A 10358-nucleotide genomic window follows, 5' to 3' on the forward strand; every position below is an offset into this window, starting at 1 on the left:
CGAACCTTCCGGGCATCAAGGCGTGCCGGTCCGTTGACGTCGGAGCGTCAGCGTGCCCGCCGCCATGGCCACCGCGGCGGCCATGGCGGCGAGGGCGGCGATCAGCGCGGTGCCGGTGAAGCCGAGCGTGCTGGACAGCGCGCCGAACGCGAAGGGCGCGACGGTGGCGCCGCTGTAGATGCCCACCTGGACGGTGTGACCGGCGTTCTCAGTCCGGCCGGGCACCAGGCGTAGGGTGGTCGCCAGCAGCAGGCCGGTCCAGCCCCAGCCCGCCGAGAAGCTCAGTACGGCACCGGCCACGAACAGCACTGGGGAGCCGGTCGCGATCAGGACCAGGCCGAGGGCGCCCGCCGCCATCATGGCCGTGATGACGGTGGGGTTGTGGCGGGGGGCCAGGTCGGTGAGCGCGCCGGCCGTCAGCCGTACCGCGATGGCCAGGACCGCGCTCAGCGACAGCAGGTTGCCGGTGAGAAGAGCGGGTAGTCCGGCGTGGTCGCCGAGTTGGACGAAGTAGGTGGCCACGGCGTTGTTACCGGTCGCCGAGAGCGCGGCGGCCAACGCCCACAGCACCAGGACGCGGCCGGTCGTCGCGGGGGACGACGATCGGTTGTCGCCCACGGCCGTAGGTGAATCGGGCGGAGTGGGGGGTGCCTTGGCCAGCGGTGCGAGGACGATCGGGAGCAGGGCGATCAGCCCGGCCACGAGCATGGACGCACGCCAGCCGTACTCCGGCTCGACGAATGCCACCAGCACGCCGGGCAGCAGTGTGGCCGCGCCGAGCGCCGCGCCCACCAGGCCGGCGGCCAGCGAGCGGCGGTGCGCCGGGGCGCGGGCGGCGATCAGGCGTCCGGCCGCCGGTTGGACGAGCCCGTTGGCCAGGCCGCCTGCGACGAGCAGCGCCGTCAGCGCGGTCAGGGTGTGTATCTGTGCGGCCACGGTCATGACCGCGGCGGCGGTCAGCGCGGCGATCGTGAGCGAGGCCGGTACGGGCAGCCGGGCGGCCAGACGCTTGGCGAAGGGCGAGCCCAGGGCGGTGGCGGCGTAGAAGGCGCTCATCGCAAGGCCGAGCGCGCTACGGGAGATGTTCAGGTCGGCTTCGATCGACGTGGCGAGCGCGCCGACGGTGAAACCGGGCATCACTGCCACGGTGGCGGTGAGCGCGGTGGCGATCAGGCCGGGCCAGTGGCCGGAAGGCCGGTCGGCGGATACGCCCGAGGTGGGCGGGATGGGGACGTTCGCAGGGGGCACGGCAACCGGCCCGGTGGAAGCGGGGTTCATGAAGGAGGCCTTGTGGAACGGCGGCTGGATTACGGGAGGGGACGCCAGGCAGGGGTGGCACCGTCCCGGCTGACGTGTCCGAATTGTGCGTCGGCGAAGTGGATGCCGAAGCCGATCGTGTCCGGCTCGGCCAGGTCGGCGACGAGTTGACGCCGGAACGCGGTGGACTGGGCAGAGTCATGGTCGGAGGCGGCCGACCAGTCGGGGTGGTCGATCTGGATCGAGGAGTGCAGGGCGTCGCCGAAGGCGATGAGGCGCTGCCCGCCTGAGGCGATGACGTACGCGGCGTGTCCTGTGGTGTGCCCGGGTGTCACACGTACGGTGACGCCGGGGAAGATCTCCTGCCCGTCGGTCACGGTGCGGACCCGGGGCGCCAGGATGTCGAGGATCTCGCGGGCGGTGCCCTGCGCCTCGGACAGGTGGCGGTGCGTCCATTCCGGTTCGGAGATCAGGTAGGCGGCGTTGACGAAGGCGGGCCTGTCGCTGCCCGGCGCCGGATGCCAGGCCCAGCCGAGATGGTCGATGTGGAGGTGGGTGAAGGCCACCACCTCGATGTCGGCAGGCTCGCGGCCGAGCGCGGCGAGATTGTCCAGCAGGGCGCCGCCGTGGATGGCGCCGTGCGGGTTGCCCGGCTCGGCGGGCAACGCCTGCGGGCCGAAGCCCGCGTCGATCAGTAGCGCGCGTTCGCCCCGTTCCACCAGTAGTCCGCCGATGCTGGCCACCAGGTTTCCGCTTTCGTCGAGGTATTCGGGGTGGGCGGCCCACACGTCGTCGGTGGTGGCGGGGAGCCAGGCACGAGGCCGCAACTGCACGGCTCCGTCGGGCACGTACGTCACCGTGAGGTCGCCGAGTCGCAGCGAACGGATCGGGGCCGGTCGGCGCAGGCGGTCTTCGGAGGTCGACAGGGTGATCGACATGGCACGTCTCTTTCATGGGGGTCGCGGACGTCGGCAACGAAGCGAGACTAAACTTACAGATTGAATAATTCAAGCTGTAAATATGCTGGCTTGACGCAGTTGCTAGCATGAGCGCATGACGATCCCCGAACCGCAGGCCGTCGCCGAACGCGAGCTGTGCGGTCTGGTGAACGGTCTGGCCAAGCAGATCGAGGACCATGTGCGACGGCGGGCCACCACGCTCGGCCTGACAGCTCCGCAGGCCACGGCGCTCCGCGAGATGACCGGGCCGATGACCATGAGAGAGCTGGCCGTCCGGATGAGCTGCGAGCCGTCCAACGCCACGTTCATCGTCGACAAGCTGGAGCAGGGCGGCCTGATCGAACGCCGCCCGCACCGCACGGACCGGCGCGCCAAGCAGCTCGTCCTCACCCCCGCGGGCGCGGAACTCCGCGCCCGCCTGATCGAACTGCTGGTCGAGCAGTCGCCGCTGGGCGGACTGACCGCCCAGGAGCAGCACGCCCTGCACGAGCTGCTCAACCGCGCGGTTACTCCCCCCGCATCGAAACCTGACCCGGGGAACGGAGACGTCCCAAGCGCGGTCGCGGGATAACCGTCGTTAGTGAAGGCTCGCTGTGCCGACGTACGGAGACGCGATCAACGCGCGGAGGGAAGGCGCGGTGCTCAGCCTGAGAGCATGGCGTTGGCCTCCGCGATGAACTTCTGCGCGGCCTCGTCGGGGGTCATCCGGCCGAAGACGACCTCCTCGGTGTATCGCCGGATCACGTCCTCCATGGCGCTGGAGCCCTTCGGCGGGGCGGCGGGCGACTCGACCAGTTCGCCCCGGATCTTGTCCACGAACGCCATCGTCTTCTGGTCCGCGTCCGGCAGCTTGTCGCTGACGGCCGACAGCACCTTGGCATTGGCCGGCAGGCCGCGGTCGCTGAGGATGATCTGACCGGCCTCGGGGTCGTTGACCATGAAGTCGATGAACTTCGCGGCCTCGGCCGCGTGCTCCGACGTGGAGGAGGCGGTGTAGAACATGGCCGGCTGCAGGAACATGCCGCCGGTCGTGGCGCCCTCGATCTTCGGCATCCGCAGCAGTTCCAGGGTCTGGCCCGACGCCTTGGTGGCCGCGCCGAGGACGTTGCTCCAGATCATCGACGTCGCGCCGGTATTGGTGCCGATCAGCGTCTCTTCGATGCCGACGTCGTATATTTCGGAGCTCTTGGCGGCGGCGGGGGAACCCTTCGTTTTGATCAGGTTCTGCGTGATGACCCACCAGTCCTTGAGGGTCTGCGGAGATATGCCGAGTTTGTTACCGTCGTAGAACTGCTCGCCCTTCTGCGCGGCGTAGATCTGCAGGTACGCGGGGTTCCAGGTCAACTGCGTGCCCGTGACCTTGCCGCCGCTGCCGGAGGTGACCTTGGAGCTCAGCTCGACGAAGTCCTCCCATGTCCACGAGCCGTCATCGGGAAGCGTGACCTTGGCCTGCTTGGCCAGGCCCGGGTTGACCACCATGGAGAAGGCGTTGACACCGCTGGGGATGGCGTACTGCTTGCCGTCGATGACGCCGGTGGTCAGCACCTTGTCATCCATGTCGGCGGTGTTGACCTTGGCGGCCAGGTCGGCCAGCGTGCCGCGTTCGGCGTACTCACGCAGAGCACGGATCTCCAGGGCCATGATGTCGGGCGCGTCCTTGGCCGCGACCTTCGTGGACAGCGTGTCGTAGTAGCTGGGGAAGTCGGAAATCTCGCCCTCGACGTCGATGGTCGGGTTCTTCGCCTCGAACTTCGCGATCGCCTCGTCGGTCATCTTCTGACGCGCGCCGCTGCCCCAGTAGGAGAAGCGCAGCTTGATCTTGCCGTCGGCGCTCTCACCACTGCCGCTGCCGCAGGCCGCAGTGGCCGCCAGCATGGCGGTGGCGAGTAAGGCCGCCGACCAGATCTTCTTACCAGAGCTCACGCGCTGTACCTCCTATGGGTCACTGCGGTGCCCAAAGCACGAATCAAAGATCCGACGTTAGCGCGATGATCGACAAGGCGTAAAGATGCCACGTCACATCGCTGCCGGTGTTCAGAGCCGTGGGACGCGGGCAGGGATCACGGAGCAAGAAGGGGGGACCCGCCACGAGCGCAGGTCCCCTTTGGTCGTGCTTCTAGAAGTCGAACTCTCCCTTGGACATACCGTCCCTGAAGGCCGTCCACTCGGATTCGGTGAACACCAAGGCTGGGCCGCTGCGATCCTTGCTGTGCCTCACCGCGACACGCCCACCGCTGAGGGGCGCGACCTCAACGCAGTTGCCTTGATTTCCTCCGCTGGCCGTGGCCTTCCGCCATGCGGCCGTGGTCAGTTCCTTGTCCGTCATTACTCCAGCACCTTCCGGATGATCTTTTCCGTTTCGTAGGTGGGCTGAGCGAGAGCAGACAGCAACTCCCATCGCTCGCTCAGCTTCTGGATTACGTCTGTCTGGTGGGTGACCTCTCCAATCTCGACGCTGTCGATGTAGCCGACCTGCGTGCCGTCACCAGTGTCGGCTATCGCGAACGAGCTGCCCAATCCCGCCGTCGCTCCCGAGGACAGGGGGATGACTCGAACGGTAATACATGGACGATCCATCATGTCCAGCAGATATTCGAGCTGCCTTCGCATCACTTCGCAGCCACCGATCTCCCGTCTCAGGACGCTGTCGTCGAGGATGACGGAGAGCGTGGGGGGATTGGCTTTGGCCAGGATGGCCTGACGTTGAAGCCGATCGTTGACGGCCTTCTCCACCTCGCCTGGGTAGGCGCCCGGCTCTCCTTGGAAGATGGCCCTGGCATAGTCGGCGGTTTGGAGGAGGCCAGGGATCAGGGCCAGCTCATAGAGCCGGATGGACCGTGCGGCTTGCTCAGCTGCCGGCCACTTCCTGAACCACCTCGGGCCCAAGCCTCTGATCGCGGGAAGGAGTTCAAGCAGCTCTCCATTCAGCCCAAGCGCCCTTTCGAGCTGCCGAGTGAATGACTCGGTAGGCAGCCTGGTTCCCCGCTCGACCGCGCCCATCAGGCTCTCACTGCAGGGGAGCAGCGAAGCGAGAGAGGCGTGAGTGAGGTTCTTCGCTGTCCGACATTTCAGCATTCGCGCCCGATATTCCTCGCTGGCGCTTCTCGCGCTACTATTCCCCATTTCTGCCATATCACGCCCTTTCTTCTCCCTCCGCACAACCTTACGCACCACTCAAGCACAACTCGTGAAATTTTTGTAGTGGAGTTTCTGAAGAAATCCCCGACGACTAGGGCCATGCTTTAAACACGCCACCACACAGACACAGGTGCAACATGTAGGTCTCGAGGTGATCCCATGCAGGCGTCGCTCCACCCGCCAATGGCCGGTCAGCAAACGTTCGTGATCAAACAGACAGATCCCGAGTTGATCCCCGCCAAGGCAAGGGTCACCATTACGAACTGGGTGGGGGCAAATCACGCTCGAGTGTGGGAACTTCAGACCGTTGCCAGCGAATTAGTGACGAATGCCATCAGATATGGGATCGGACCAGAGGCCGGATGGGTACGCATGAGGCTTAGTTCAGAGCCGGGCAATTTCCACTTCGCCGTCACCGACCCCGGGCGGAGTGAACAATTCCCGCAAATCAGGAAGGCCGACGACGGCTCATCTCCTGATATCAATCCCGGCCCAGAGGTTGGGCGGTTTCGCGGTCTCAGAGTCGTACACGAGATTACCGGCGGTTTTTGGGGCCACTACGTCAATAGTTTTCATGAACGGGTGGTGTGGGCGCTGATTTCCCGATGAGCAGCCCCGGTTGAGGTGTCCGGCCCTCATCCGGGGTGTGGTGTCCCCGGCCGCTGCCGCGCCTTCCCCGCTTGCGCGGCCGGGGCACTCCAACAGGCAGACTGGAATCCATGCGGATCACGGTTCCGACGGCGTTGAAGGACTCCCACGTGCACTACGACGGGGAGGCCGGGCGGGCCTGGACTGCCGGGCTGCCCGCGCTGGGTGAACGTTTCCTGGAGGAGTGGGGGCTGCGGCTCGACGGCGAGCCCCGGCACGGGGTGGTCGCGCTCGTGCTGCCCGTGGTGCGCGAGGACGGCACGAAGGCCGCACTCAAGCTGCAGCCCGTCAACGACGAGACCGCCGCCGAGGCCGTCGCCCTGCGGACGTGGGCAGGCGACGGGTCGGTGCTGCTGCTCGATTCCGACTCCGAGACCGGCACCCTGCTGCTCGAACGGCTGGAGGGCGACCGCAGTCTGGCCGACGTGCCGGACGTCATGGAGGCCCTGGACGTCCTGACCGGGCTGTTGCGTCGGCTGGTGGCCGTGCCCGCTCCTGAGGGGTTGCGGCACCTGGGGGACATCGCCCGCGGCATGCTCGGCGACGTGGACGCGGCGGTGGCGGAGCTGCCGGGCGAACGCGACCGCCACTGGCTGCGGTGGTGCGCGGGCGCGGTCTCCGAACTCGTCTCCGAGCCCGGCGACCGGCTGCTGCACTGGGACCTGCACTACGAGAACGTGCTGGCCGGCGACCGCGAGCCGTGGCTGGGCATCGACCCCAAGCCACTGGCCGGCGACCCAGGGTTCGACCTGCTGCCCGCCCTGCACAACCGGTGGGACGAGGTGGTCGCCACCGGGGACGTGACGCGGGCGGTGCTGCACCGCTTCGACCTCATGGTGGACGGGCTAGGCCTCGACGCCCAGCGGGCGGCCGGCTGGACGCTCGGCCGGGTACTGCAGAACTGCCTGTGGGACGTCCAGAGCGGCAACCGCGAACTCAGCCCGATCCAGCTCGCGATCGCCGAGGCCATGCGCCTCAGATGGCGATGACGACCTTGCCCTGGCCGTGGCCCGTCTCGACCTCCTTATGCGCGTCCGCAGTCTCCTCCAGCCGGTACGTCCGTCGCACGGGCCAGCTGGCAACGCCACATCCACGTTGCAACCACCAATTTGCCGTCCTCTGATGACATCGGGCGGATAGCGGCATCCGGGCAACTTCGTCCACGCCCCGGCATCGAGCAGCCGTGCTGTTTGGCTGATCCGCCTGAAAGAGGCCGACGGGGAGGGCACGATGGGTCTCTCACCCCCTGGCCAACTCGTGGAGTCGAAGGTGCAGGACGCCTTGTTCAGCGGCCCGTCCGCCGAGCCGGAACCGATCGTGATGACCTTGTACGCCGATTATTACGAGCTGATGTGGCAGGGGCTCAAGACGCACGAATTCCGGCGCCGGTTCCTGCGTGACCAGCCGGCGAGGTGGTGGGTGTACCTGAACGCGCCTGTCTCCCGGCTGATGGCGGTCATCGACCTCGGCCCGGCAATCGTGGGCAGCCCGGAGGAGATCGCGGCGATCGCCGAGCGGGTGCGGCCCGGCAACGGGGCCAGCGTGCTGGAGTACGTCCAGGACTTGGAGCAGGCGTACGCGATTCCGATTCTGCGGGTGCGCGAGTTCGAGGGCCTGTCGGGGGCGGAGTTGCGCGCGCATCTCGGCTCGTGGCACCCGCCGCAGGGCTATCTGCGGCTGCGTAACCCGGGAAACCTGGACATGTTGCGCATCTGCGAGAAGATCGCAGGCGGGGAGCCGATCCGGCAGATGACCGTGCACCATCGGTAAGCTGCCGCACTGCGCCGGGAGGTGAAGGGCCGATGGCCGGGCGACCGCGAGCTCAGCCCGATCCAGCTCGCGATCGCCGAGGCCATGCGCCCTAGATGGGGATGACGACCTTGCCCTGGCCGTGGCCCATCTCGATTTCCCTGTGGGCGTCCGCGGCCTCCTCCAGCCGGTACGCCTGCCGCGCAGGAAACCTGAACGCGCCCTCGGCGCACGGTCAGGAGCTGATTCCGCCTTCCTCGTCCGCGTCCTCCTCTTCCGGCCTGAACGGCTCCAACGGACGGACGCCGAGAACCCATCCGGCTGCGACACGCCCCAGGCATGCCTGCACCCCGTTGAGCTCCTCTCGGCCGATCGCCCAATCCATGTCCGGCGATCCCTCGCCCATGATGATCGCGTACATGAAGTCGTTCCAGCGCCCGTACGAGCTGAGCAGGACGACCTCGTCCGGCACGTCCAGGTCGAGCACCACATAGCGGGCGTACTCCTCCGGGGTCCGTGGGGACAGGAGCATCTCCGCCGCGAGCGCCACGCGGTTGTCGCGGGTGTCCGGCCCGGTCCACGCCCACACCGGCGGCCGGCCTCCACCGTCGAGGCCACGCCGTGCCATCTCCGCCACCATCTCCTCGTAGCAAGCCCGGTAGTTCGGGACCATGATCCGGTCCCAGTTCCCGACCAGCTCGCCGGCATCCTCCAGCGACTTGAGAACCGCTCGATGCTGGACCGTCCACAAACGCATCGGGAGATTGTGCCAGCGTGGGAACAGAACGATCCACGCAATTATTCGGCCTAGGTCATGAGCTTGTTCAGCGCTGATCATTCAGCTTGGTCGGTCATCGCTGGACGACCCCTCCTTGGTCAGGGCCTCCCGGGTCCCAGCCCGTCCTGTATGGGATGCTCTGCGCCATGCAGATAAGAAGCGGAAAAGTTGATGACGTTGTCCCTATCGTTGCTCTGCACGTGGAGAGTTGGCGTTCGGCGTATGCGGGGATCATGCCCGACAACTTCCTGAACGGACCCCTGACCGACGACCGACTGACGCTGTGGCGAGAACGGCTGGCTTCGCCTGTGCAGGGATCGGGGCTGTTCGTCGCTCACGACGGCGATGGAGAGTTGCTTGGCTTTGTCTACCTGCTTCCGGCTCCCGGTGGGCGGATCCTGCTTGACAACCTCCACGTGCGGCCGGGGAGCACTGGCTCAGGCATCGGAACGCAACTGCTGCGGCGAGGGCTGGCGTGGGCGGCGGACGAGCACCCCAGCGGGGAGGTCTATCTGGAGGTGCTCAGTGCGAACACGCGAGCCATCGACTTTTACGAACGACACGGCGCACGCCGCACAGACGAGCGGATGTGCCGTTTTCAGCAGGGTTTTGAGCTGCCCGAGTTCGAGTACGCCTGGCCGATGAACTGATCGGTTGAATGCGCGCTTCGGCCGATGGCCGGGCGACCGCGAGCTCAGCCCGATCCGGCTCGCGGTCGCCGAGGCCATGCGGCTCAGATGGTGATGACGACCTTGCCCTGGCCGTGGCCCGTCTCGATCTCCCTGTGGGCGTCCGCGGCCTCCTCCAGCCGGTACGTCCGCCGCACCGGGAACTTGAACGCGCCCTCGGCGTACAGGGCGGCGTAGCGTCCGAGCCGTTCGGCTGAACGTTCTCCCTGGACCAGCCGGACGCCCAGTTCGGCGGCCTTGTCGTGTTCGACCAGTGTGACGATGCGCCCACGGTTCGAGACCAGTTCCATCGAGACCTCCAGCGCGTGGCCGCCGGCTCCGTCCAGAGCGGCGTCAATGCCTGAAGGGGCCAGCGACCGCACCCGGTCGGCCAGCCCGTCCCCGTAGACGACGGGGATGGCGCCGAGGGCGCGCAGGTAGTCGTGGTTCGCCTCGCGGGCGGTGCCGATCACGGTGGCGCCGCGCCGTCTGGCGATCTGCACGGCCGCGGTGCCCACCGACCCGGCCGCCGCGTGGACGAGGAGTGTCTCGCCATCGGCGAGGCCGAGGCCGTCGATGGCCAGTTCGGCGGTCTGGACGCCCGCCGTGAGGCCCCCGGCCACCTCCCAGGGCACGCCCGCGGGCTTGGCCGTCACGTTGGCGGCCGGGACGACGACGTACTCGGCGTAGGCGAACAGCGCGGTGAACCCGAGCACCTCGTCCCCTACGGATATCCCGCTCACGCCCACCTGGTCCACCACGCCGGCGAACTCGTTGCCGGGGATTCTCGGCCACGGCACCTCCCCCAGGAATCCCGGCAACCATCCCGCCCGTACGGACAGGTCGAAGGGCTGCACGCCGGCCGCCCGCACGCGTACCCTGACCTGCCCCGGGCCTGCCTGGGGGGCCGGGAGTTCCATCACTTTCAGCACCTCTGGGCCGCCCGGTTCGGCGAAGGCGGCGGCTCGCATCAGTTCGCTCATGGGTCGAGCCTGCAACCTCGATCGCGCTTGAGGTCAAGCCGCTGGACCTTTCGGGAACTTTCCGCTTTAGTTGCACTTTATATAGTTAAAGCACGACGGGGGATGGGGCATACCGGGGCGGGATGAACGGGTTCTTAGCTACTGCATTGAGCTTTCCGACAGTCGTTTTCACTTTCCT

13 protein-coding genes and 1 pseudogene are annotated in these 10358 nt (G+C 67.2%); 5 read left to right on the forward strand and 9 right to left on the reverse strand.

Annotated features, from left to right (window positions below; genetic code table 11):
* Positions 1–15: 15 nt before the first annotated feature.
* Both ACFOY2_RS51845 and ACFOY2_RS51850 read right to left on the reverse strand, forming a co-directional pair.
* Positions 16–1278, reverse strand: coding sequence for an MFS transporter (locus ACFOY2_RS51845; protein ID WP_379535586.1), 1263 nt, complete (start codon positions 1276–1278; stop codon positions 16–18).
* Between the two features lie 29 nt (positions 1279–1307).
* Entirely contained in the window at positions 1308–2195 is an 888-nt protein-coding gene (locus ACFOY2_RS51850) for an MBL fold metallo-hydrolase (RefSeq protein ID WP_379535587.1), read from the reverse strand.
* A 115-nt stretch (positions 2196–2310) separates the two neighbouring features.
* On the opposite strand from ACFOY2_RS51850, the gene ACFOY2_RS51855 reads away from it, so the two are divergent.
* Entirely contained in the window at positions 2311–2787 is a 477-nt protein-coding gene (locus ACFOY2_RS51855) for a MarR family winged helix-turn-helix transcriptional regulator (protein ID WP_379535588.1), read from the forward strand.
* A gap of 71 nt (positions 2788–2858) precedes the next feature.
* Here ACFOY2_RS51855 and ACFOY2_RS51860 read toward each other — a convergent pair whose 3' ends face one another.
* The 3 genes from ACFOY2_RS51860 to ACFOY2_RS51870 form a co-directional block, all read right to left on the reverse strand.
* Positions 2859–4139 carry an extracellular solute-binding protein gene (locus ACFOY2_RS51860; protein WP_379535589.1) on the reverse strand — a complete coding sequence of 427 codons (1281 nt, stop codon included), beginning with the start codon at positions 4137–4139 and terminating at the stop codon, positions 2859–2861.
* Positions 4140–4332: 193 nt separating this feature from the next.
* Positions 4333–4542, reverse strand: a complete 210-nt coding sequence (locus ACFOY2_RS51865; RefSeq protein WP_379535590.1) for a DUF397 domain-containing protein — start codon at positions 4540–4542, stop codon at positions 4333–4335.
* Positions 4542–5348 carry a helix-turn-helix domain-containing protein gene (locus ACFOY2_RS51870; protein WP_379535633.1) on the reverse strand — a complete coding sequence of 269 codons (807 nt, stop codon included), beginning with the start codon at positions 5346–5348 and terminating at the stop codon, positions 4542–4544. Before ACFOY2_RS51870 ends, ACFOY2_RS51865 begins: the two co-directional genes overlap by 1 nt.
* Before the next feature lie 165 nt (positions 5349–5513).
* Here ACFOY2_RS51870 and ACFOY2_RS51875 point away from each other — a divergent pair, with 165 nt between their 5' ends.
* Together ACFOY2_RS51875 and ACFOY2_RS51880 are read left to right on the forward strand one after the other, a co-directional pair.
* On the forward strand, positions 5514–5963 hold the full coding sequence (locus ACFOY2_RS51875) for an ATP-binding protein (protein WP_379535591.1): 450 nt from the start codon (positions 5514–5516) through the stop codon (positions 5961–5963).
* A 110-nt stretch (positions 5964–6073) separates the two neighbouring features.
* Complete coding sequence (locus tag ACFOY2_RS51880) at positions 6074–6991, forward strand: aminoglycoside phosphotransferase family protein (RefSeq protein ID WP_379535592.1); 918 nt, start codon at positions 6074–6076, stop codon at positions 6989–6991.
* Here ACFOY2_RS51880 and ACFOY2_RS51885 read toward each other — a convergent pair.
* Entirely contained in the window at positions 6978–7070 is a 93-nt protein-coding gene (locus ACFOY2_RS51885) for a zinc-binding dehydrogenase (RefSeq protein ID WP_379535593.1), read from the reverse strand. The two genes, ACFOY2_RS51880 and ACFOY2_RS51885, sit on opposite strands and share 14 nt — an antisense overlap.
* Before the next feature lie 162 nt (positions 7071–7232).
* Between ACFOY2_RS51885 and ACFOY2_RS51890 the strand changes: the two genes are divergently transcribed.
* Positions 7233–7772, forward strand: coding sequence for a hypothetical protein (locus tag ACFOY2_RS51890; protein ID WP_379535594.1), 540 nt, complete (start codon positions 7233–7235; stop codon positions 7770–7772).
* Positions 7773–7863: 91 nt separating this feature from the next.
* Here the strand turns inward: ACFOY2_RS51890 and ACFOY2_RS51895 are convergent.
* Together ACFOY2_RS51895 and ACFOY2_RS51900 are read right to left on the reverse strand one after the other, a co-directional pair.
* Positions 7864–7968 (reverse strand): annotated as a pseudogene (locus ACFOY2_RS51895) (zinc-binding dehydrogenase); the annotation flags it as partial.
* A gap of 18 nt (positions 7969–7986) precedes the next feature.
* Entirely contained in the window at positions 7987–8508 is a 522-nt protein-coding gene (locus ACFOY2_RS51900; protein WP_379535595.1) for a DUF3841 domain-containing protein, read from the reverse strand.
* 254 nt (positions 8509–8762) lie between these two features.
* Between ACFOY2_RS51900 and ACFOY2_RS51905 the strand changes: the two genes are divergently transcribed.
* Positions 8763–9179: a GNAT family N-acetyltransferase gene (locus ACFOY2_RS51905; protein WP_379535596.1), complete on the forward strand. Its 417-nt coding sequence runs from the start codon at positions 8763–8765 to the stop codon at positions 9177–9179.
* An 83-nt stretch (positions 9180–9262) separates the two neighbouring features.
* On the opposite strand, the gene ACFOY2_RS51910 is transcribed toward ACFOY2_RS51905, so the two are convergent.
* A complete protein-coding gene (locus ACFOY2_RS51910) occupies positions 9263–10180 on the reverse strand; it encodes an NADP-dependent oxidoreductase (RefSeq protein ID WP_379535597.1) in 918 nt (305 codons plus the stop codon).
* Positions 10181–10358 lie beyond the last annotated feature (178 nt).

Source organism: Nonomuraea purpurea, assembly GCF_042650645.1.
Classification (GTDB): domain Bacteria; phylum Actinomycetota; class Actinomycetes; order Streptosporangiales; family Streptosporangiaceae; genus Nonomuraea; species Nonomuraea purpurea.

What these genes read in the sequence shown, in the direction of transcription:
- ACFOY2_RS51845 (WP_379535586.1), bottom strand. Translation starts at nt 1,278, where the DNA reads ATGAACCCCGCTTCCACCGGGCCGGTTGCCGTGCCCCCTGCGAACGTC.
- ACFOY2_RS51850 (WP_379535587.1), bottom strand. Translation starts at nt 2,195, where the DNA reads ATGTCGATCACCCTGTCGACCTCCGAAGACCGCCTGCGCCGACCGGCC.
- ACFOY2_RS51855 (WP_379535588.1), top strand. Translation starts at nt 2,311, where the DNA reads ATGACGATCCCCGAACCGCAGGCCGTCGCCGAACGCGAGCTGTGCGGT.
- ACFOY2_RS51865 (WP_379535590.1), bottom strand. Translation starts at nt 4,542, where the DNA reads ATGACGGACAAGGAACTGACCACGGCCGCATGGCGGAAGGCCACGGCC.
- ACFOY2_RS51870 (WP_379535633.1), bottom strand. Translation starts at nt 5,348, where the DNA reads ATGGCAGAAATGGGGAATAGTAGCGCGAGAAGCGCCAGCGAGGAATAT.
- ACFOY2_RS51875 (WP_379535591.1), top strand. Translation starts at nt 5,514, where the DNA reads ATGCAGGCGTCGCTCCACCCGCCAATGGCCGGTCAGCAAACGTTCGTG.
- ACFOY2_RS51880 (WP_379535592.1), top strand. Translation starts at nt 6,074, where the DNA reads ATGCGGATCACGGTTCCGACGGCGTTGAAGGACTCCCACGTGCACTAC.
- ACFOY2_RS51890 (WP_379535594.1), top strand. Translation starts at nt 7,233, where the DNA reads ATGGGTCTCTCACCCCCTGGCCAACTCGTGGAGTCGAAGGTGCAGGAC.
- ACFOY2_RS51900 (WP_379535595.1), bottom strand. Translation starts at nt 8,508, where the DNA reads ATGCGTTTGTGGACGGTCCAGCATCGAGCGGTTCTCAAGTCGCTGGAG.
- ACFOY2_RS51905 (WP_379535596.1), top strand. Translation starts at nt 8,763, where the DNA reads ATGCCCGACAACTTCCTGAACGGACCCCTGACCGACGACCGACTGACG.
- ACFOY2_RS51910 (WP_379535597.1), bottom strand. Translation starts at nt 10,180, where the DNA reads ATGAGCGAACTGATGCGAGCCGCCGCCTTCGCCGAACCGGGCGGCCCA.